This window comes from Allobosea sp. CCNWLY174 (genome assembly GCF_037120455.1).
GTDB lineage: Bacteria > Pseudomonadota > Alphaproteobacteria > Rhizobiales > Beijerinckiaceae > Allobosea > Allobosea lupini.
The window spans coordinates 1-21,115 of sequence record NZ_JBBBBQ010000004.1; the positions used below are offsets into that span (position 1 = coordinate 1).

The window sequence follows — 21,115 nt, forward strand, 5'->3', positions numbered from 1 at the left end:
AAGGGTCAGAACCGCTTCGCCAGCCGCCGGCTCGAAAAGCTCGGGCGGCTCGGAAAGACGGCGAGCGGCCTCGTCGCTGCGCTCGCCGTCGCCTCCACCCCGCTCGCCATCGCCCACTGATCCCACGGAAAGGATCCGCCATGACCACCGCGACCATGACCCGCGGCTTCGCGCTGCCCTCCACCCGCACCGTGTTCAACCTCGCCATCGGCGGTTTCGCCGGTCTCGGCTTCTGGGAGCTGTTCTCCGCTGTGCCGACCGCCTGGTTCGCCGAATATCCGCTGGAGCCGCCGGAGCTGGTGAAGTCGCTGTTCGCGCATCAGTTCGGCCTGTCCCTGTCGACGCCGACTGCCAAGCTGCTGCATTTCGTCACCGGCTTCCTGTTCTACCCGCTCGGCTACTGGCTGCTGACCCGCTGGTTGAAGAGCTTCGGCATGCCGGCCGATGGCTGGATCTGGGGCGTGGTCACCTATTTCATCGCGCTCGCATTCTTCGCCCCGCTCGCCGGGCAGCACTTCCTCCTGAACGACGTGCCGCGCCTGTCTGCCATGAGTCTCGTCGGGCATGCGATCTACGGCTGGCTCGCGGCCTATGTCTTCGAGGCGCTTGAAGCGCGCCGGTCCTGAGCAGGAGACGGCACAATGCTCGACAGACGCACATTCATCCATCTTGCGGCTGCAGCGCTCGCCGCCGGCGGCAGCGCCAAGGCCGAGGCGCAAGCGGATACACCCCGCCTGGTCAACACGCTGGGCTCCCCGGAGGGCGTCGCGATCCGCGGCTACGATCCCGTCGCCTATTTTCGTGATGGCGGCCCGCGGCTCGGCAAGCCGGAGTTCTCGGTTCGGCATGGCGGCGCCATCTGGCGCTTCGCCAGCGCCGAGCACAAGGCGCTGTTCGAAGCCGATCCGCAGCGCAATCTGCCGGCTTATGGCGGCTTCTGCGCCTACGGCACCTCGCGCGGCTATCTCGTCAAGATCGAGCCCGAGGCCTGGTCGATCGTCGATGGCAGGCTCTATCTCAACTACGATCTCGGCGTACGTGAGACCTGGGCGCGCCGGACGAAGACCTATATCGCCCGGGCCGACGGGAACTGGCCGAGGCTTACGCCAAAGGACATCCGCTGAGGGGCGGGCGCAGGGGCGAGCCCATGCGCGCGCTCCTGCCCGGAATCAGCCGGTCGCCTCTCTGAACAAGGCTTCGGCAGCGGCCTCGGTCAACGGCACCGGGTTGCCGCCGGCGGTCGGGTCGACGATCGCCATCTTCGCGAGCCTGCCATAATCGAGCCCCGTGACGCCGAAGGATGTGAGCGTCTCGGGAACGCCGAGCTCGCGGCGCAAGGTCACGATCCAATCGTAGAAAGCCTCGAAGCTCGGCTCCAGCCCGATATAGGCGGCGAGCCGCGCGATCTTCTCCTCGATCGCCGCGCGGTTGAAGTTGAGGACATAGGGCATGAACACGGCGTTGGTCATGCCGTGATGGGTGTGGTGGACCGAACCGATCGGGTGCGACAGCGCGTGGATGGCACCGAGCCCCTTCTGGAAGGCGGTCGCGCCCATGGCGGCTGCGGCCATCATCTGCGCTCGCGCCTCGATATCCGTGCCATCGGCGACCGCGCGCGGCAGGAAGACCTTGCAGAGCCGGATGCCCTCGACCGCGATCCCGTCGGCCAACGGGTGGAAGCCCGGCGCGCAATAGGCTTCGAGGCAATGGGCCAGCGCGTCCATGCCGGCGCCGACCGTGACCTTCGCCGGCAGGCCGACCGTCAGCTCGGGGTCGCAGATCACGATCTGCGGCATCATCTTCGGGTGGAAGATCACCTTCTTGGTCTGCGTCGTCTCGTCGGTGATCACACCGGCGCGGCCGACCTCCGAGCCGGTGCCCGCCGTCGTCGGGACGGCGATGATCGGGGCGATGCCGGCCGGGTCGGCGCGCGTCCACCAGTCGCCGATGTCCTCGAAATCCCACATCGGCCGGCTCTGTCCGGCCATGAAGGCGACGACCTTGCCGCAATCGAGCGCCGAGCCGCCGCCGAGGGCAATGACGCCGTCGCTGCCGCTGTCCCGGAGGACCTTCAGGCCGTCCTCGACGTTGGCTGCCACCGGATTGGCCTGGACGCGGTCGAACAGCGTGACCTTGAGCCCGTCGGCGCTCAGGCGCGCCATGGCGTCCTTGATCATCGGCAGGCCGGAAAGGCCGGAATCGGTGACGAGCAGTGGGCTTGCGATGCCGGCGGCGCGGCAGGCCTGCGCCAGTTCGCTGATCCGTCCCGGCCCGAAGCGGACGGCGGTCGGGTAATTCCAGTTGGCCTTCAGCATCACGGGTCGCCTCTTTCAGAACGCGGTGCGGAGATGGAAGGATTTCGGCCGGGTCAGGGTCTCGTAGCCGATAGGGGAGAGCGTCGCCCCACGGCCGGTGTCCTTGACGCCGGTCCAGGCCAGAGCCGGGTCGAGATAGTCGCAGCGGTTCATGAAGACCGTGCCGGTCTCGAGTTCCGCACCGAGGCGCGCGGCCGCCTCTTGATCCTGCGTCCAGAGCGAGGCGGTGAGCCCATAGGGGCTGTCGTTCATCAGCGCGACCGCCTCGTCATCGTCCGCGACCGGCATAATGCCGACGGTCGGCGCGAAGCTCTCTTCGCGCATCAGGCCCATCTGGTGGTTCACGTCGACCACGACCTGCGGCGCCATATAGGGCGTGCCGATGCGGTCGCGCGGGAACAGGCCGGGATCGACGAGTGCTTTCGCCCCGGCACGCACGGCTTCGGTGACCTGCCCACGAGCGAACTCTGCCGCTTCGGCCTTCACCATCGGGCCGAGCGTCGTCGCTTCGTCGAGCGGATCGCCGAGGAGATAGGTCTTCGTCAGCGCGACGAAGCCGTCGACGAACTTCGGATAGAGGTCGCGATGGACATAGATGCGCTCGATACCGCAGCAGGATTGGCCGGAATTGAAGAAGGCGCCGTCGACGAGATTCTCGACCGCCAGGGCAAGGTCGGCATCGGCCCTGACATAGGCCGGGTCCTTGCCGCCGAGCTCGAGCCCGAGGCCGATGAACGTGCCGCTCGCCGCCGCCTCCATCGCCTTGCCGCCCGCGACCGAGCCGGTGAAGTTGACCTGATCGACCTTTCGGCCGGCGATTATCCGGGCGGTCTGGGCATGGTTCAGCGCAAGGTTCTGGAACAGCCCCCCCGGGAGCCCCGCGACCTCCGCGGCCTTCTGGAAGCGCTCGCCGACCAATAGCGTCTGGGCCGCGTGCTTGAGGATGACGGCATTGCCCGCCATCAGCGCCGGCACGATCGTGTTGACCGCGGTGAGATAGGGGTAGTTCCATGGCGCGACGACCATGACCACGCCGAGCGGCTCGCGCGCGATCCAGCGTTCGAATTTGACCTTGGGCTCGGGCTGCAGCGGCGCCAGTGCGCTCTCGGCTATCTCGATCATATGGCGGGCGCGCTCCTCGAAGCCGCGCAATTCGCCGGCGCCGTAACGGATCGGCCGGCCCATCTGCCAGGCGAGCTCGGGAACGATCTCGTCCCTCATCGCCAGCATCGCATCGACGAAGGCGGAGCAGAATCGGGCACGGCTGGCGATATCGAGCCTGCGCCAGTCGCGTTGGGCGTCTCGGGCCTCGCTGAGCGCCGCAGTGATTGCGGCATCGCCGGCGACCTCCCTCTCGGCATAGATGCGCCCGTCCACGGGCGACACGCAGCGCACTACATCGGTCATCGTCGGGCTATCCGTCTCAGTAGCGTTCGAAGCCGCGCTTCAGTTCCCAGTCGGTGATGCGGCGGTCGTATTCGAGCTGCTCCCAGCGGGCGGTGTGGACGTAATGGTCGACAACCTCATCGCCGAGTGCGGCCCGCAGCATTGCCGAGCCATCGAGCGTCTGCGTCGCCTCGCGTAGCGTATTGGGGATCTGGCGCAATTCCGCCCCGCCATAGGCGTCGCCGACGAAGGCCGGCTCCAGCTCGAGCTTCTGCTCGATGCCGGAGAGGCCGGCGGCGATCAGCGCCGCAAAGGCGAGATAGGGGTTGAGGTCGGAACCGCCGATCCGGCACTCGATGCGGATTCCCTTGGTGCCGGCCCCGCAAAGCCGGAAGCCGGCGGTGCGGTTGTCGTCGCTCCAGACGGCACGCGTCGGCGCGAAGGTACCGACCTGCTGGAAGCGCTTGTAGGAGTTGATGTAGGGCGCGAGGAAATAGGTGATCTCGCGGGCATGGGCGAGCTGGCCGGCCACGTATTGGCGCATCAATTCCGACATGCCGTGCTCGTTATTGGGGTCGGCGAAGAGTGGCTTCACTCCCTTCGCATCCCAGAGCGAGGCGTGGACATGGCTCGAGGAGCCGGCGAGGTCGTAGCGCCATTTCGACATGAAGGTGACGGCCTTGCCTTGGGCGTGGGCGATCTCCTTGATGCCGTTCTTGATCAGCACGTGGCGGTCGGCCATGTCGAGGGCGTCGGCATAGCGGACATTGATCTCGGCCTGGCCCGGGCCCCATTCGCCCTTGGAATTCTCGACCGGTATGCCGCTGTCGTGCAGCCCGTTGCGGATCGCCCGCATCACCGGCTCTTCCTTGGTGGTCTGGAAGATGTGGTAGTCCTCGATGTAGTAGCCGGCGGTCTTCGGATCGCGATAGCCTTTGGCGTGGATCGCCTCATAGCTCTCGTCGAACAGGTAGAATTCGAGCTCGGTGGCGAAATAGGCCTTGATGCCCATGGCATCCAGGCGAGCGAGCTGCTTCTTCAGCATCCCGCGCGGCGCATGCGGCACGTCCTCATGGCTGTGATGGTCGAGCACGTCGGCGATGACCAGCGCCGTGCCCGGCAGCCAGGCGATGCGCCGCAGCGTCGCCATGTCGGGCCTGAGGACGAAGTCGCCATAGCCTTTCGACCAGTTGGCGGCGGCGTAGCCGGGGACCGGCTCCATGTCGATGTCGTTCGCCAGCAGATAGTTGCAGGCATGGGTCTCGTCATGGGCGGTCGCGACGAAGTGCTCGGCGTGGAAGCGCTTGCCGATCAACTGCCCGGCCATGTCGACCATGGCGACGATCACGGTGTCGATCTCCCCGGCTGCGACCGCAGCCTTCAGGGCCTCGAAGGAAAACGCAGCGGGCATCGGCATCCCTGAAGGCTGGAGCGGCGGAAGCGCAATCGTCGAAGGACCAAGAGAAGCCCAGTTCGGCCAGCTCGTGCAACTGTTCTGCGGGGTGTTGGCAGCGATCGGGAACAGATTTGTTGCCGGCTATCCGATCGACGGTGCGCCGTCGGCCTCGCTGCGGCCAGGGCAGCCGGACCTGTGCTTGCGACCGAGCAAGGGAAGGCGCGATGCGGGAGGGATGCAATGCTGCCGCCCGCTCCACGGGGGGCTTTCCAACTCGCCTCTCGTGAATCCGGCTGCAGCGAAGCCGAGCGCTGGACCCCATCGCGCGGCTCCGGCGTCCTACGCCGGATTGCGGAGTTGCACGGCGTCGCCGCTGCCCAGGAATGCTGGCTCGGGTGCTCGTGAAATGTCTGGCCGACACGCAAACTTGGCCAATTGCGCCCAAGCGCGCGGCGCAATGTTTCGCATAGCCAGCAGGCGATCGACGGGGGGCAGGGGGCGAATAACGCGGAGTCGCGTCAGGCGGCGTCGTTCAATGGAAGTTTGGTAGGGAGAACCTGGCCGGCGGAGGGCACCGCGCCCTCCGCCTTGCCCTGTCTGGCTAGCTCCAGAAGCCTGCCTGGTGGTCGCGCGGAGAGAACGTTTCGCTGACGTCCTGCTGCTGCGCTTCGTGGTTCTCCTCGTGGTCGTGCTCGGTCTCGAGCACACACTCACAATCGTGCCGTTCCAGCATTGATCGCTCCTTTCGAAACGTGGGGAGGTTGCTTCGGCACGGGTTAGATATGAACTATTGCTGCATCGCACAAGCAATCTTAGCGGGTGCGGGACAACCGCCAGCGCATGGAACAAAATGAACACCGCAAAATCAGCTGCTGCCGGCATCCTTTGGGCCGGCGACGGTCGCCGATTGTTGCTCTGCCGCGCGGTCGAGGCAGGCGGCCATTTCCGCGGTGCCCCATTTGAATTTCGAGCATTGCTCGGTGCCGATGGTCAGATTCCTGGCTACGCCGCGCGAGCTGTCGCCTCCGCTGCAGCCGGCGAGAACGATGGCGATTGCCGCGAGTGCTATGCGCATGGTTGTCCCTCCTTCCGACCGGCCGAGTCGAGCAGGCGCATGGGGCGATAATTTGATCGGGCCCGCGCAGGGATGCGCGAGCCCGATCTTGGCGGCCGGACGCTGCGAGCGGCAAGCCCCTATTTCAGGAAGCCGGCCTCGCGGAAGGCCTTCTCGGCGCCCGGATGCAGCGGCACCGGCTGCGTCTTCCAGGCGGTGGCGGGGTCGTAGCGGCCCATCGCCTGGTAGATGTTCGCCAGGCGCGACTTGTTGGCGATGATCGCCTTGGTCATCGCGTAGACGAAATCGTCGGGGAGTTCCGAGGAAACCAGGTAGATGTTGCCCATCGAGGAGACGGAGACATCCGCGCTCTGCAGCTCGGGGAAAGTGCCGGCCGGAATGGTGCCCTTGGAGTAGCCGAACTTCTCGGTCAGGACGTTCTGCAGGTCCGCCGGGAAGGCAGCGAACTTCACCTTGCGCCGGCCATCGACGATCTGGCTCGCCAGGCCCGAGGGGATTTCGCCCGCCGTCCACAGAACGCTGAACTGGTTGTCGTTGAAGCCCTGGATCAATTCGCCATAGGCCGAGATCACGACCTTGCCGCCGCCCGCGCGGATCTTGGCGAAGGAATTGCCGTAGTGCTCGAGCGCCCGCTGCAATGTCAGGTGCTCGGAGGTCGCGGCCGAGGTCACGCCGATGGTGAGCTTGGGGTCGGCGAGGATTTCGGCGAGGGAGCGCTTCTCCTCCACCGGCACGTAGACCATGAAATAGACGTCGACGCCGGTCGAGCCGAGCGTGCGCAGCTTGTCGTGCTTCTGCTTGTAGGGCTCCTCGCCCCTCAGCGCCGCGGCGCTGAGGAAGTCGATGCCCATGCCGATCTGGCTGAGCCCGGCCTGGATGCGGCTGGGGTTATCCTTGCCGCCACCCGGCACGATGCGGATGTTCACCCCCGGCGTCGCCTCCATCACCAGGGTCGAGACGCCGGTGGTCTGGGTGAACCAGGCGCCGCCCGGCGAGCCGGAGGTCCATTCCAGGTTCTTGCTCTGGGCCGCGGCGGGCAGGGGCGCGGCAAGGGCAGCGCCGATGAGCGCCAGCAGCGAGAGACGTGGGAGGAAGCGTGACATCCTTCAGGTTCCGATCATGGTGAGGGTTGCGGTTCAGGCGGTTCGGGCGGCGTCTTCTGCGTCGAACTCGGCGAGCGTGGTCTCGTTGGCGGGGTAGAGTCCGACGAGCTGCGCGCCGGCGGCGACGCGCTGCTGCACCCAGAGCTCGAACCGGTTCTGTTTCTCGCCGCCGATGGCGACCGCTTCGGAGAGCTCGGGCGGGACGACGAGGACGCCGTCCTCGTCGGCGACGATCAGGTCTCCCGGCCAGATCGCGGCGTCGCCGCAGCCGATCGGCTCGTCCCAGCCGGCGAAGCTGAGCCCGCCGATCGAGGGTGGCGAGGCGGTGCCGCTGGCCCAGATCGGCAGGCCGACCTGGCGCAGGCCCGGCAGGTCGCGCACGACGCCGTCGCTGACGATCGCCTTGATGCCCTTGAGCCGGAGGCGATCGGCGAAGATGTCGCCGACCGTGCCGGCAGCAGGATGGCCGCGTGCGTCGATGACGACGATGCTGCCGGGTGGCGCCGCGTCGATCGCGGCCGGCAGGGCGCCGGGCCAGCCATAGCTCGCCGGCACGGCCTTGTCGTCGCGAGCGGGCACGAAGCGCAGGGTGAAGGCCGGGCCGCAGACAGTCTTCTCACCAATGAGCCGGCGCGGGCCGGACAGATAGCTCTGGCGTAGGCCGTGCTTGATCAACTGGCTCGACAGGGTCGGCGTGCCGATCGCGGCGAGGCGGGCCTGGATGTCGTTTGCCATGGCTCTGCTCAGTCGAAGGCCGGATCGACCGGCACGCGATAGGCGGTGACCAGTCGATTGGTCTCGTTGGCCATGCCGATCACCGCGACGAGCTCGGCGAACATCGCCTCGCTCATCCCGGCCTTGCGGGCGGCAGCCGTGTGGCTGGCGATGCAATAGGTGCAGTTGTTGGTGACGCTGACCGCGAGATAAATGAGTTCCTTCGTCAGCGGATCGAGCGCGCCCGGCGCCATCACCTCCTTGATGCTCTCCCAGGTCCGCTTCAGCGTCTTGGGATCGCGGGCGAGGTATTTCCAGAAGTCGTTGACATCGGGCACGTTGCGGCTGCGCTTGATGTCGTCGATCACCGCTTTCGCTTCGGGCGAGGCCTCCTCATAGGAGACCGGCTTCGGCCTGCTGCTCATGCTGCGTTACTCCCTTGCTCGATCGGCCCGGCGATGTCGCCGAGCGTCACCGGTTTCACCGGCATGCGGATGCGCAGGTAGCCGATCTCCGCCGGCGAGCGGCCGGTCAGGGATGCCATCGTTTCGGTGACGCTGTGGCCGCACATGCGTCCCTGGCAGGGCCCCATGCCAGCGCGCGTGAAGGCTTTGAGCTGGTTTGGCCCCTGGCACTGCTCGGCGACGGCGGCGGCAATCGCCCCGCGCGTCACCTCCTCGCAGCGGCAGAGAAGCGTGTCGTCGTCGCCGGGCGCGAGGAATTGCGGTGCCGGTCGGTAGAGCGCTTCGAGGAAGGGGCGGATCGCGCTTTCGCGGCGCAGCCCGGCGAAGGCTGGAGCGGCGGCGCGCTCCGCGGCTTCCTGCGACAGGCGGCCGAGATCGGCGCAAATCGCGAGCGCCGCGATCTCGCCGGTCAGCTCCGCGCAAGCCGCGCCGAGGATGCCGCCGGCATCGCCGGCGATCAGGATGTCGTCGCGGCTGGAGCGGCCCCAGCGATCGCGCTCCGGCCGCCAGCAGCGCTGGCTCTCGTCGAAGACATGGCGGCAGCCGAGCGCCATGGCGAGATTGACATTGGGGATGACGCCCTGGTGCAGGAAGACCGTCGCGGTCGCGATCTCGCCGCGTTCGCCGCCGGCCTGCCAGCTGATGCTGCGGACGGCGCTCTCGCCCTCGATCCGCAGAGCCTCGACATGCCTGACGACCTTGATGCCGGCCCGCCTGATCTCCGCCAGCAGACCGAGGCCCTTGCGCAGATAGGATGGCGCTGTCAGCGCGCCCGGCAGATGGCGCAGCGCCTTCAGGCGCGCTCCGCGTGGTGTCGTGTCGAGCAAAGCGGCGACCGGCACGCCGGCGCGGGCATATTGCGCCACGACGAGATAGATCAGAGGCCCGCTGCCGGCGAAGACGGCGCCCGGCGCGGCGCTGGCAGCGGTCTTGAGCAGGATCTGGGCGGCGCCTGCCGTCATCACCCCGGGCAGCGTCCAGCCGGGGACCGGGAAGGGGCGCTCCATCGCCCCGCCAGCGACGAGGATCCGCTGCGCCTGGAGGCTTCGCGGGCCGTCCTGCCCGGTGAGGTCGAGCGTGCCCTTCTCCTCCTGCCAGACCAGCGAGCCCGGCCGGTAGTCGGCGCCGCAGGCGAGGAAGCGCTCCGCCAGCGGTCGCCCGGCGTGGTAGTCGCGGCCAAGCACCGCAGCGGGTAACGGCGCCGGCTCGGTGACGGCCCGGAAGACCTGCCCGCCTGGAGCTGGCTGTTCGTCGATCACCGCGACGCTGAGCCCATGCCGTCGCGCGGTGATTGCAGCGGCCATGCCGGCCGGTCCCGCGCCGATGATGGCGAGGTCCACGGTTCCGCTCATGCCTTGCTCCCGATCGCAGGGAGGAGGGCAGCGCCCTGCTGCGGCTCGACACAGATGCCGGCGCGCACGCGCTCCTGGCAGGCCTGGCGGTTCGGACGGCCGTCGATGGTGACGAGGCAGTCGAAGCAGACGCCCATCATGCAATAGGCGGCGCGCTCGCGCCCGCCGGCCGGCGTGGTGCGGAGCGGCCCGAAGCCCTCGCGCAGCAGCACGGCGGCCAGCGTCTCGCCCTCCGGCGCGCTGACGGAGCGACCGGACAGGACGATGCCGACCAGGGGCCGGTCAGGCTGCGCGAGTTGCTTGAACATGGAAGCGGGCCGGGGCAAAGGGCATGGCGATATCGTCGGGTAGAGCGCCGGCGGCGATGGCGTCGGCGAGGGGGCCGGCATGGAAGGGGGCGAGCGTCACCCCGCTATGGACCGAGGTCAGGAAGGCTTGCGGGTAGTCAGTCGAGCGCTGGTAGATCGGCTGCCCGTCCGGGCTCATCACCCGGAGCGCCCCCCAGGCACGTACGGCGCGAACATCGCGCAGGAAGGGGAAGACGGTGGTGGCGCGCCGGGCCGTGTCCTGCAGGACACTACGGGTGGTGGCTTCCTCGAAACCGGCTTCCTCCGAGGACTCCCCGCAGATCAGCCCGCCATCGGCTGTCTGGCGGATGAAGCTGATGCCGCGCGGCATGAACGGGCGCAGCTTCTCGGTGATCAGGATCTGGCCGCGCACCGGCCGCACCGGCGCCTCCAGCCCGAGCTGCGGCGCCAGGCGTGCATTGCCGAGCCCGGCGGCGAGCACGATCCGGTCGGCATGGCCCACGCCGGCGGCAGAGGCGATACGGAAGCCGCCGGCATCCGGCGCGATGCTTTCGATGCGCGCACGCGGCAGATAGCGCCCGCCGCGCTTCTGGAAGGCGGCGAGCAGGGCGCGCAGCAGGCGCAGCGGGTCGACCATGCCGTCGAGCTTGCAGAAGGTCGCGCCGGCGACGCCGTCGCCGAGCATCGGCAAGTCGGCCCGCATGTCGGACAGGCCTACGCGCGCATAGCCGCTCGGGATCTGCGAACGCGCCTCGGCCGCCTCCAGCTGTCCGGCGCGCTTGTCGAGCTCCTCGGGCGAAAAGCAGCAGAAGAAGGCGCCGTCCTGCCGGAAACGCAAGTCGATCCCGGTTTCGTCCGTCAGCTCGGCGGCGAAGCCGCGCCAAGCCAGGGCGGCGCGGCGAGTGAGCTCGGCATAGGGTGGGCTCGCCAGCCCTTTGCCCTGCACCCAGACATTGCCGAGATTGCCGCGGGCGGCGCGGTGCGCGATGTCGCCCTCGTCATAGAGCGCGACGTTAGCCCCGCCGCGCACGAGCCCGAGCCCGATCGCGGCGCCGACCAGCCCGCCTCCGACGATCGCGATCTCGGTTCCCGCCGCCATGCCAGCGCCTCAGCGCTCGTCCTGCCGGAAGCGGCGTGGCCGCAAGCCGGCATGGAACCAGTTCACCAGCGACACCGCGTCATAGACCGGCACGCCGAATTTATCGACGATGTCGGCGCTGTAAGGCGTGAGATTGGTGCATTCGGAGACGATCGCGCCGATATTCGGATTCTCGCGCAACAGGCGGCCGGCCGCTTCCAGCACCTCGGCCCGCAAGGTGTCGAAAGGCACGCTGTTGTCGCCGTCGCGGATCGAGCGGACGAACTCGCTGTCCTGGGGCATGCCGACGACCGGCGTGTCGGCGGCGACGCCGACGCCCTCGAAATAGCGCCCGTTCAGCGAGGCCGCGTTGTAGGTAAGGACACCGACGCGCTTCGAGGCTGGGATCAGGCGCTCGACCATCGGTACCTGCAGCAAGGCGCTGGTCGCGACCGGCACGGAGCAGAACTCGGCGAGCTCGCGCTGGTAGATCGAGAGGAAGCCGCAGGTGGTGGTGATGCCGTCGACCCCGGAGTCGATCAGCTCCTGCGCCGCCGCCTTGAACTTGTCGAGCAGGTCGACATTGTGCAGGTCGGTCATCCGCGCCGGAATCGCGTCATGGACGATGCGGTACTGCACCGGAAAGTTCCAGGTGCCGGCATGGCCGATATCGCCGAGGAAGCGCTCGAAATAGGAGCGCACCATCAGGATGCCGACGCTCACGCCATAATAGGTCTTCTTCCGCTCATTCAACGCAGTTCTCCTTCGGCATGGCTGACCAGCGCCGGCTTGAGTTCGGGCGCAGTGCCGCGCGCGCTCGCGATGCGGCTCATCAGGATGGTGGCGCCGACCAAAGCGATGCCGGCGAGCCCGCGCTGCCAGACCGGCACGATGTAGGCGAGCGAACACAGGCTGCCGGCGGTGACATAGGCGAGGCGCAGCCAGGCCGGCAGCGGCCCCCAGGTGTAGCCGACGAGGCCGGCCGAGATCAGCACCAGCCCGGTCGCGAGCGCGATCGCCGTCGAGACGATGCCGAACAGCGAACCCTCCAGGATCAGTCCGGGCTCGTAGATATAGGCCATGCCGGTGACGAAGCCGCCGAGCGCGAAGCGGCAGGCATACCAGCCGGTCGTCATCGGCGGGGCGCCGGCGATGGTCGCGGCCGCATCGGCGACGGGCGCGACCGGCGGCGAGGCGTCGGCGAGGACGGCGAAGTAGAAGATGAAGAGATGGATCGCGATCAGCGGCACGCCGTGCTCGGCGATCAGCGGCGCGCCGATCGCGGCGGTGATGATGTAGGCCGGCGTGGTCGGGATGCCGACGCCCAGGAACAGGCAGGTGCCGGCGATCAGCAGCGCCAGCAGCAGGAGCGAGCCGCCGGCCGCCGCCTTGATCATGCCGGTGAAGGCGAGCAGCAGCCCGGTCGCGGTCAGCGCCGCGGTGATGATGCCGGCGGAGGTCACGGCGACCGCGATCATCGAGATCAGGAAGCCGCCGTCACGCAGGGCGATGAAGAGCGCGCGGGGCCCCATGCGGGTATGGCTCCGAAGCGCCGCGACCGCGACCGTCGCGATCGTTCCCCAGAAGGCGGCGAGATAGGGCGAGAACCTCATCATCATCATCGTCACCAGCAGCGCGAGCGGCAGGACGAGATGGGCGTCGCGGGCGAGATCGGACAGGCTGGGCAGCATGTGGCGCGGGATCGCGCCGATGCCGAGCTTCTTCGATTCGTAGTGAACGGCGGCGAGGATGTTGACGTAATAGAGCACTGCGCCCATCACCGCTGCGACGATGATCGCCGAATAGGGCACGGCGATCATCTCCGACATGATGAAGGCCGCCGCGCCCATCACAGGCGGCACCAGCGGCCCGCCGACGCTCGCTGCGGCCTCTATGCCAGCGGCGAAGACCGGGCGGAAGCCGAGCCGTTTCATCAGCGGGATCGACATCGAGCCGGTGACCACGACATTGGCGACCGACGAGCCGCTCATGGTGCCAAACAATGCCGATGAGATCACCGCGACCTTGGCCGGCCCGCCGGTGAAGCGTCCGCCGGTGAGGGCACCGAAATTGCCGAAGAGCCGGCTCATGCCGCTCGCCTGCATCAGCGAGCCGAAGATCAGGAAGGAGGCGACGATCGTCGCACTCATCACCGTCAGCGAGCCATAAAGGCCGCTGCCGACCGAGAGGAAGTTGATCTCGGTGATGTGGGCGAAGGTGAGCTCGCGGTAATACCAGGCGCCCGGCAGGAGATGGCAGATCGCCATATAGCCGATCACCGCGACGACGAGGCCGGCGAGCGTGTAGGAGATCGACCGGCGCGTCGCCTCGACCACGGTCGCGACCATCGCCGTGCCGAGCACGTACTGGACCGGCGTCAGCGGGTCGATGAAGCTGGTGCGCTCGTAGATCTGCTCCTGGTTCAGGTAGATGTAGACATTCGGCAGGAAGGCGCAGACCGCCAGCACGAGGTCGAGAAGGCTCGGCCGGTTCTTCGGCGAATGCTCGGTCGCCGGAAACAGCAGGAAGACCGGCGGCACGAACAGCGCCAGATGGATCGCAGCGAGCTCCAAGGGCTCGGGATAGCCCGTGCCGGCGAACCAGATATGGACCAGCACCGCGGCCACCGACCAGAGGCCGAGAAGGACGCCTGGAATTCCGTCTATCCGCCGCATTGTTCGTTGCCCCCGAGCGCAGCCGCCATGCCGGACATGCACCGACCGAAAGCTCAGGAAGAACGTCGAGCTTGACGGGTTCCCGTTTTTGTCGATTGCATGCAATAATCAAGACAGCTAAGTTCCATGTCGTCAATTCTCTTTGATGCGCAATTTTCGGAAAAAATTTCTCCACACCGAACGGATCGTTCGTTGAGGCGGACAACTCCCGGTTGCCTGGCGAGCGGGTATGATCTTGCAGGGAATCGCGGATGCCGGGAGCGGGGCAAGGAATGGAGGCGGGAACGTGACGGTGCCGTTCAGCATGCCGATGCTGGAAGCGTCAGTGCGACGGGTCGCGGCCCAGCCGCTGCCCCAGCAGATCGCCGCCCATCTGCGCGAGCTGATCATCCATGACGAGCTGAAGCCGGGCGAGCGGATCCGCGAGCAGCCGCTGTCGCTGGAGCTCGCCGTGTCGCGCACGCCCTTGCGCGACGCCCTCAAGATCCTTGCGGTCGAGAGGCTGGTCGACCTGCACCCGAACCGCGGGGCGACGGTCGCGAATCCCAGCGTGGATGAGCTGCGCGACCTGCTGCGGGTCTACTCGACCATGGAGGGCCTGGGCGGGCAGATGGCCTGCGAACGCGCAGTTCAGGGCGATATCGACGCCGCCCACCGCTGGCACCAGGAGATGGTCGGGGCCTTCGAACGGCGTGACAAGCTCAGCTATTTCCGTGCCAACCAGGCCTTTCACCTCGGCATCATCGCGGCCTCCCGAAACGCCTCCCTGATCGAGGTTCACGGCCAGCTCAATCTGCGTCTGCACCGCGTGCGCTATCTCGCGATCATGCAGCAGAAGGACTGGACCTTCGTCAGCAACCAGCACGAGGCGATCATCGAGGCGCTCGACAAGCGCGACGGCGCGCTGCTCGGGCGGCTGCTGGTCGAGCATTTCTCCAGCGCCTGGCGGGCGCTCGACCTGCTCGAGGCGCAGCAGGCGACGGCAGTCGATACGCCAGCTGCGGCCGGGCTCTAGCGCGGGAGGACGAGATGCTGCCGCAGCCGGAACGACAGACGCTGGCGACACATTGGGGCACCTATCGTGTCAGGACGGAGGCGGGCCGCCCCGTCGCGCTCGATCCATTCGAGGCCGATCCCGATCCTTCGCCGATCGCCTCCGCGATGCTGGAGGCGCGCACCGCCCCGGCCCGCATCCTGCGGCCGGCGGTGCGACGCTCTTTCCTGCAGCGCGGTCATGCCGCCGGCGGGCAGGGTCGCGGCGGCGAGCCCTTCGTCGAGATCGGATGGGACGAGGCGCTGGCGCTGGTCGCAGGCGAACTCGACCGGATGCGCAGCCACCACGGCAATGGCGCGATCTATGGCGGCTCCTATGGTTGGGCCAGCGCCGGGCGCTTCCACCATGCGCAGAGCCAGGTCCACCGCTTCCTCAACACGATCGGCGGCTACACGCGCTCGGTCCAGAACTACTCCTTCGCCGCCGCCGACACGATCCTGCCGCATGTGATCGGCGATCGCAGGGGGCTCGCCAGCGGCCATACGCCCTGGCGGCTGCTGGCCGGCCATGCCGAGCTGATCGTGATGTTCGGCGGTGCCTCGCCGAAGAACGCACAGGTCTCCTCCGGCGGACTCAGCCGCCACGCTTTGCGCGAGGGCATCCTCGCCTGTCGCGATAAGGGGGCGGAGCTGGTCTCGATCAGCCCGATCCGCGACGACACCGCGCTGGAGGCCGGCGCGCAATGGTGGGCGCCGCGGCCGCAATCCGACGTCGCGCTGATGCTCGGCCTCTGCCACACGCTGTTGAGCGAAGGCCTGCACGATCGCGACTTTCTGGGGCGCTGCACGACCGGCTTCGACAAGGTCGAGGCCTATCTCACCGGCGCCGCCGACGGTACGCCCAAGACGGCGGACTGGGCCGCGGCGCTCTGCGAGATCCCGGCCGAAGAGCTCCGTGCGCTCGCCCGCAGGATGGCGGGCAAGCGGACCTTCATCATGATGTCCTGGTCGCTGCAGCGGGCCGACCATGGCGAGCAGCCCTATTGGATGGCGATCACCCTTGCTGCCATGCTCGGCCAGATCGGCCTGCCCGGCGGAGGCTTCGGCTTCGGCTACGGCTCGGTCAACGGCGTCGGCAATGCCGCACAGGAGATCACCTGGCCGTCGCTGCCGCAGGGCGAGAATCCGGTCGCGGACTTCATTCCGGTCGCGCGCATCGCCGACATGCTGCTCGATCCCGGCGGCGCCTATGACTTCAACGGCGAGCGCCGGAACTATCCCGACATCAAGCTGATCTACTGGGCCGGCGGCAACCCGTTCCACCACCATCAGGACATCAACCGCCTGGTCGAGGCCTGGCAGCGGCCGCAGACGATCATCGTGCATGAGCCCTGGTGGACCGCGACCGCCCGCCATGCAGACATCGTCCTGCCCGTTACCACCCAGCTCGAGCGCAACGATATTGTCTGCGCCAATCGCGACCTGATGCTCGCGGCCTCGCACAAGGCGGTCGAGCCGGCTGGCGAGGCGCGCGACGACTATGCGATCTTCTCCGGCCTCGCTGCGCGGCTCGGCGTCGAGGAGGCTTTCACCGAGGGGCGCGACGAGGAGAGCTGGCTGCGCCAGCTTTATGGACTGGCGCGCCAGCGCATTGCCGCGGCCAATCTCGATATTCCCGATTTCGACAGCTTCTGGCGCCAGGGCGTGACGCTGCTGCCCGAGCCGGAGATGGTGAAGCCGCTGCTGGCCGATTTCCGCAACGACCCGCAGGCTCACCGGCTCGCGACGCCATCCGGGCTGATCGAGCTCTTCTCCGAGCGCATCGCCGGCTTCGACTACGCGGATTGCCTCGGCCACGCCGCCTGGCTGCCTTCTCAGGAATGGCTGGGGGCGCCCGCAGCGGAACGTTTCCCGCTCCATCTGATCTCGAACCAGCCGGTGACCAAGCTGCACAGCCAGTACGACCACGGCAGCCATGCCCGCGACAGCAAGATCGCCGGGCGAGAGCCGGTCCGCATGAACCTACGGGACGCTGCGAATCGCGGCCTGAAGGATGGCGACATCGTCAGGATCTTCAACGATCGTGGCGCCTGCCTTGCCGGTCTGCGCATCTCGGATGCGCTGCGGCCTGGCGTGGTCCAGCTCTCGACCGGTGCCTGGTTCGACCCGCTGGAGCCGGGTCGGCCGGGCACGCTCGACAAGCATGGCAATCCGAACGTGCTGACGCCGGATCGGGGCACGTCGCGCCTGGGGCAGGGGCCGAGCGCCCATTCCTGCCTCGTCGAGATCGAAGCCTATCGCGGGCGGCTGCCCGAGATCACCAGTCATGCGCCGCCGGCAATCGTGCCAACGAGCGTCGAAAAGCCTGAATGAGGATTGCCGTGTCGACCAACCAGATCCGCCGCATCGATTCCAACGGTCGCCGCAGCCGCGTCGTCGTCCATAACGGCACGCTGCATTTCGCCGGCCAGGTCGCCGACGATTTCAGCGGTGACATCGGCCAGCAGACGCAGGAAGCGCTCGCCCGCATCGACAAGCTCCTGGCCGAGGGCGGCAGCGAGCGTCGCAAAGTCCTCAGCGCCACGATCTGGCTCAAGGATATGGCCGACTACACCGGGATGAACGCGGTCTGGGATCGCTGGATCGATCCCGACCACGCCCCGGCTCGCTGCTGCGGCGTGGTCGAGATGGCCGATCCGGGCATCAGGGTCGAGATCATCATGACGGCCGCACAGTAACTGGGCCTCGAGCGGCGCCGGATAGCCCTGAGCCGCGCGCTCATGCGAGCGATCAGCACTGGCCGTCTGTCAGCGGACGAACTTGACTCCGCCCGGCACGGCAAAGAGCGAGGCCGGCTGCGGCCCGACGACGACATTGCTGTCGCGGATGACTAGCGTGCCTTTCGAATTGCCTTGTTCGTCCGGGATGGTGTGCCTGGCTTCGATCAGGACACCGTCCTTGCGGCAGGTCAGCTGCGAGATCTGCTGGAGCTGTCCGTTGACGTCCGCGGTGATGGTGACGACGACAGTCCCGTCGCCGCGATCCTGGGAGTTTACCTTGATGTCGCGGCGCCGGGTATTGGGCGGCGCAGGAAGCCGCGAGCCGACCTTGGTCTCGGGGTTGAACAATGTGACCCCCTGGCCCGGGCCGTTCATGATCTTGACCTCGGGGCCGGCCTGGCCGGAGCTTTCCTCGCGGAGCTTGCCGCCGGAGACAAACACCTTGACCCGCAACGATGCGTCAGGGCCGGATATGCTGCGATCGGCACTGTAGGAGCCGGGCGCGACCTTGATGCATTCATTGGCGGCCGCCGTATCGGCGAAAGCGAGCGTGCCGCACAGCGCGAGGAGGGCCAGGCGGACGGGAATGGGGCTTGGGGTCATGACTGTCCTCATCGCAGGGCCGGGGGCAGGAGCTCGGAGCCCCGCAGCATGACGTCGCCGACGAGTCGCGAGACAGAGGTGCCGTCCCGGACGGCCGACAAGGCGGCACCCGTCGGCAGGTCGGCCTTTCGTTTCGCGATCGCGAGTGCCTTACCTGTATATTGCGACCGAAGATCGGGCAGTGTCAGCACTGTCTGGCCAACGATCGAATCGGCCATGTAATAGACCTCGGAGACCGCCCGGCGCAGCACGCTGAAATGCTGGAACTTGCCCTTGTCGAGATGCAGGATCACTGGCGCCGCCAGCTTCGGCAAATCCTCCAGTCCGATCTCCGCGCCGGCGGCCTGAAAGCCAAGTTTCTTGGCCGCGAAGATCAGATCGTCGAAAGAGACGCCGTTGCCTTCGCGATTCTTCCACTGCTCGGCGGTGTAGCGCGAGCGGATGATCTCGAGCACCTCGATCTCGGTCGTCGGTCGATTCCAGTAGTAGGTCAGGATCGTGGCGACCGACGCGGCGCCGCAGGTGAAGTCGGCGGTCTGGCCGACGACGCCGTCGAATCTGCGCTCCAAAAAGGATTTCGGCCTGCGCACCGAGCTCTCCTGAGCCGGAGTCTCCTCGGCCCGCGCTGGCAGGCCGCTAGCTAGCGAAGCGGACAAAGCCACACCGTAGCCCATGAAGCGGCGTCGTGTCGGTGCGGGTCGCAGCATGGCTGCCATCCTCAAAAGCGTTTGCGCAAGGACAGCGAGAAGGCGGCGTCTGCCGCATCGTCAGTCAGGCCAAGCGTCACGGCCGGCTCAAGCCAGAAATCTTGGCCGACCCGCTGGATCAACGTGAAGCGGGCGTTCAGGTTCTCGTTGACCGAATTGGCTACGGGAACGCCGCCAACCTTCAATCGCTCCGACAGTGAACCGTTGAAGGACACGCCCAGCGTCGTGCGTTCCGAGACGGCAAAGCCGAAGCCCATATTATAGGTAATGCGGTAGCCCGGCTCGACCTTGGTGCCGTTGAAGGTTCGCGGCAGCGCATAATCAGTGCCGACACCAAAGAACAGGATCAGCGGGTCGACTGTCTTGAAGAATTGAATCGAACCGCGCGGCACCCAATGGCCGCTCGACTGGTTGAGCGCCAGCGGATCGGTCGGAATCACGCCTGCGCGCAGGTTCTGGATATCATAAGGTGCATCGCCGGTCGGAATCGACAGGCCGAGCGTGAGCGCGGCACCAGGGTACCACTCACTCTCTCGCCATAGATTGGCGGAGGCCTGGACCGATATGTCGCTGAGCCCGGAGCGATTGCGCACGATGGTCTGGTTGAAGGCGTTGGTCCGGCGCTGCGAAGCGAAATAGGGCACGGAGAGAGCGAGTTCGACATCGTTGGCGATGCCGTAGCGCATGGTCGTGGTGGCGCGGAAGCTGCGATCATTCTGGACGAAGCTCGTGCCACGCCCATAGTCGAAGCTCTGCGAGACCTCGAACTTGTTGCTCTGTAGTGTTGGAATGTTGTCGCGCGCCAGGAATGCCTCTTGGGCGACAGTACTCTTCTGCTGGGCCGCAGCTTGCTGCGCACCGCCTTGCGGAGTCTGGGCAGTCTGGTCGCCCGTGGCGGCAGCTTGCTTCTGTTCTCCGGCTCGGCCTGGCGATGACGCAGGCTTGGCCTTCTCGCGCTTGCTGACTTCGCCTTCAAGCAGCTTCAATCGCGCTTCGAGTTGCTGAATCCGGCGCTCGAGCAGCTCTTCCTTCGACTGGGCAAAGGCAGAAACGCTGGCGGTCACTAAAACCGCCAGCGACACTCCGGCCGAGCGCGCCGCGAGACGCGCGATATTAATGGAAGTCTTACGCAACAAACCCAATCCCTATCCACCGGGCAGGCCGGAATCGATTGAAACAAGCCGGATCAGCTGAACGCGATCCGGCCCGTCGGTGGAGATATCAGACGTTATAGTACTGATAGTAGTAGGCGTTGTAGAGATACTGGGTCGCGTAGTATGAATAGTAATAGGCATTGTAATAATAGTCGGCGTTCGAGTAGACATAGCCGTAATATGCATAGTAATTCGCGTAGTACGAATAATAATAACCGTAGTAGCCGTAGTAGTCGGCGTAATAGCCCTTGCCGACGACCTTCTTGTTGGCGTCAGGCGTCAGCACCTTGGCGCTGGCATTGCCGAAAATCTGCGCGGTGTCGGCAGCGGCCGGAACCGCACCGAGCGCAAGCACTGCGACGGAGGCGAGCAACAACTTCTTCATCGAGAGTCCCCTTGCTGTCACGACAGGCGAGAATGGTTCCACCTTGCAATAACTGGGTACACTGCTGACGTTGCGGCGTCAAGCAATGAATCTGACCTGAGAAAGATTTCAGTGAGTTTACCGTTCTTGTGGAAAAAGAATGAGCTATAAAAATTGAATTCACTGAAGTCTTATGATTTAAAAATTAAACTAACAATAATTCCTTTTGCAAAAATGATATTAAATCAAGGTCAATTCGCTTTTTTTGTTACTAAATTAGATAAACATGCCCTTAGGTCATGGAATTATAAACCTAGGCATATTCTTATTTTAGGGTGCCGCTCGTGTTTTGAGCTGAAACGTTGTGTATCGGGCCTTGCCAATCATGCGGGCCACGACGCGACGCGGCGAGCGGCGTGCTTCTTACCCTCTTCCGGCTCAATCTCGGCGATGGTCGGTCCGCTTGTCCGCTCATGCAAAAGATTCTCGACAGCCTCTGGGATTCGACAAGGTGCTGGCGGACGGAATTGTACGGTTCGGCCGGAGCACCAACTGCGAGCCTCCCCGAGCCGCTCGGGGAGAGCTGCTGCCCTCGCCGACAGTCCATACTCCCCCGTGACGGGCGACCATGTCCAGGGGGTAGGGGGT

General features: G+C 66.4%; 22 protein-coding genes. 5 read left to right on the top strand and 17 right to left on the bottom strand.

Annotated elements, in window-relative coordinates:
* Positions 1–140 precede the first annotated feature (140 nt).
* Complete coding sequence (locus tag V7S63_RS13555) at positions 141–626, top strand: hypothetical protein (RefSeq protein WP_336530609.1); 486 nt, start codon at positions 141–143, stop codon at positions 624–626.
* Between the two features lie 15 nt (positions 627–641).
* Complete coding sequence (locus tag V7S63_RS13560) at positions 642–1,124, top strand: YHS domain-containing (seleno)protein (RefSeq protein ID WP_336530610.1); 483 nt, start codon at positions 642–644, stop codon at positions 1,122–1,124.
* Positions 1,125–1,169: 45 nt separating this feature from the next.
* Here the strand turns inward: V7S63_RS13560 and V7S63_RS13565 are convergent, their stop codons facing one another.
* From V7S63_RS13565 to V7S63_RS13625, 13 genes are all read right to left on the bottom strand, one after another.
* Positions 1,170–2,315 carry an iron-containing alcohol dehydrogenase gene (locus V7S63_RS13565; RefSeq protein WP_336530947.1) on the bottom strand — a complete coding sequence of 382 codons (1,146 nt, stop codon included), beginning with the start codon at positions 2,313–2,315 and terminating at the stop codon, positions 1,170–1,172.
* 15 nt (positions 2,316–2,330) lie between these two features.
* Positions 2,331–3,722, bottom strand: a complete 1,392-nt coding sequence (locus V7S63_RS13570) for an aldehyde dehydrogenase family protein (RefSeq protein ID WP_336530611.1) — start codon at positions 3,720–3,722, stop codon at positions 2,331–2,333.
* Between the two features lie 16 nt (positions 3,723–3,738).
* Positions 3,739–5,112 (bottom strand): glutamine synthetase family protein, encoded by a 1,374-nt coding sequence (locus V7S63_RS13575; protein WP_336530612.1) that lies wholly within the window; start codon positions 5,110–5,112, stop codon positions 3,739–3,741.
* Positions 5,113–5,698: 586 nt separating this feature from the next.
* Positions 5,699–5,830, bottom strand: coding sequence for a hypothetical protein (locus V7S63_RS13580; protein WP_280141472.1), 132 nt, complete (start codon positions 5,828–5,830; stop codon positions 5,699–5,701).
* A gap of 132 nt (positions 5,831–5,962) precedes the next feature.
* Entirely contained in the window at positions 5,963–6,172 is a 210-nt protein-coding gene (locus tag V7S63_RS13585; RefSeq protein WP_091832257.1) for a hypothetical protein, read from the bottom strand.
* 119 nt (positions 6,173–6,291) lie between these two features.
* On the bottom strand, positions 6,292–7,275 hold the full coding sequence (locus V7S63_RS13590) for a TAXI family TRAP transporter solute-binding subunit (RefSeq protein ID WP_091832254.1): 984 nt from the start codon (positions 7,273–7,275) through the stop codon (positions 6,292–6,294).
* A 33-nt stretch (positions 7,276–7,308) separates the two neighbouring features.
* Positions 7,309–8,010 carry an RraA family protein gene (locus tag V7S63_RS13595; protein ID WP_336530613.1) on the bottom strand — a complete coding sequence of 234 codons (702 nt, stop codon included), beginning with the start codon at positions 8,008–8,010 and terminating at the stop codon, positions 7,309–7,311.
* An 8-nt stretch (positions 8,011–8,018) separates the two neighbouring features.
* Positions 8,019–8,414 (bottom strand): carboxymuconolactone decarboxylase family protein, encoded by a 396-nt coding sequence (locus V7S63_RS13600; RefSeq protein ID WP_091832248.1) that lies wholly within the window; start codon positions 8,412–8,414, stop codon positions 8,019–8,021.
* On the bottom strand, positions 8,411–9,805 hold the full coding sequence (locus V7S63_RS13605; protein ID WP_336530614.1) for an FAD/NAD(P)-dependent oxidoreductase: 1,395 nt from the start codon (positions 9,803–9,805) through the stop codon (positions 8,411–8,413). Before V7S63_RS13605 ends, V7S63_RS13600 begins: the two co-directional genes overlap by 4 nt.
* Entirely contained in the window at positions 9,802–10,113 is a 312-nt protein-coding gene (locus tag V7S63_RS13610; RefSeq protein ID WP_336530615.1) for a (2Fe-2S)-binding protein, read from the bottom strand. The genes V7S63_RS13605 and V7S63_RS13610 overlap by 4 nt, the downstream gene beginning before the upstream one ends.
* The gene (locus V7S63_RS13615) at positions 10,088–11,212 is read right to left on the bottom strand and encodes an NAD(P)/FAD-dependent oxidoreductase (protein ID WP_336530616.1); all 1,125 of its coding nucleotides are present in this window, start codon (positions 11,210–11,212) and stop codon (positions 10,088–10,090) included. The genes V7S63_RS13610 and V7S63_RS13615 overlap by 26 nt, the downstream gene beginning before the upstream one ends.
* A gap of 9 nt (positions 11,213–11,221) precedes the next feature.
* Positions 11,222–11,944: an aspartate/glutamate racemase family protein gene (locus V7S63_RS13620; protein ID WP_336530617.1), complete on the bottom strand. Its 723-nt coding sequence runs from the start codon at positions 11,942–11,944 to the stop codon at positions 11,222–11,224.
* Positions 11,941–13,866, bottom strand: a complete 1,926-nt coding sequence (locus tag V7S63_RS13625; protein ID WP_336530618.1) for a TRAP transporter permease — start codon at positions 13,864–13,866, stop codon at positions 11,941–11,943. The genes V7S63_RS13620 and V7S63_RS13625 overlap by 4 nt, the downstream gene beginning before the upstream one ends.
* A 286-nt stretch (positions 13,867–14,152) precedes the next feature.
* On the opposite strand from V7S63_RS13625, the gene V7S63_RS13630 reads away from it, so the two are divergent.
* The 3 genes from V7S63_RS13630 to V7S63_RS13640 are packed head-to-tail and all read left to right on the top strand — an operon-like array spanning position 14,153 to position 17,597.
* Positions 14,153–14,881, top strand: a complete 729-nt coding sequence (locus V7S63_RS13630; protein WP_167561583.1) for a GntR family transcriptional regulator — start codon at positions 14,153–14,155, stop codon at positions 14,879–14,881.
* 14 nt (positions 14,882–14,895) lie between these two features.
* The gene (locus tag V7S63_RS13635; RefSeq protein WP_336530619.1) at positions 14,896–17,232 is read left to right on the top strand and encodes a molybdopterin-dependent oxidoreductase; all 2,337 of its coding nucleotides are present in this window, start codon (positions 14,896–14,898) and stop codon (positions 17,230–17,232) included.
* The gene (locus V7S63_RS13640; protein ID WP_336530620.1) at positions 17,229–17,597 is read left to right on the top strand and encodes a RidA family protein; all 369 of its coding nucleotides are present in this window, start codon (positions 17,229–17,231) and stop codon (positions 17,595–17,597) included. Before V7S63_RS13635 ends, V7S63_RS13640 begins: the two co-directional genes overlap by 4 nt.
* 69 nt (positions 17,598–17,666) lie before the next feature.
* Here the strand turns inward: V7S63_RS13640 and V7S63_RS13645 are convergent, their stop codons facing one another.
* The 4 genes from V7S63_RS13645 to V7S63_RS13660 form a co-directional block, all read right to left on the bottom strand.
* Positions 17,667–18,242 (bottom strand): hypothetical protein, encoded by a 576-nt coding sequence (locus V7S63_RS13645; RefSeq protein ID WP_336530621.1) that lies wholly within the window; start codon positions 18,240–18,242, stop codon positions 17,667–17,669.
* An 8-nt stretch (positions 18,243–18,250) separates the two neighbouring features.
* Positions 18,251–18,949 carry a C39 family peptidase gene (locus V7S63_RS13650; RefSeq protein ID WP_336530622.1) on the bottom strand — a complete coding sequence of 233 codons (699 nt, stop codon included), beginning with the start codon at positions 18,947–18,949 and terminating at the stop codon, positions 18,251–18,253.
* 11 nt (positions 18,950–18,960) lie between these two features.
* On the bottom strand, positions 18,961–20,082 hold the full coding sequence (locus tag V7S63_RS13655) for a hypothetical protein (protein WP_336530623.1): 1,122 nt from the start codon (positions 20,080–20,082) through the stop codon (positions 18,961–18,963).
* Between the two features lie 88 nt (positions 20,083–20,170).
* Entirely contained in the window at positions 20,171–20,488 is a 318-nt protein-coding gene (locus V7S63_RS13660; RefSeq protein WP_091832209.1) for a hypothetical protein, read from the bottom strand.
* Positions 20,489–21,115 lie beyond the last annotated feature (627 nt).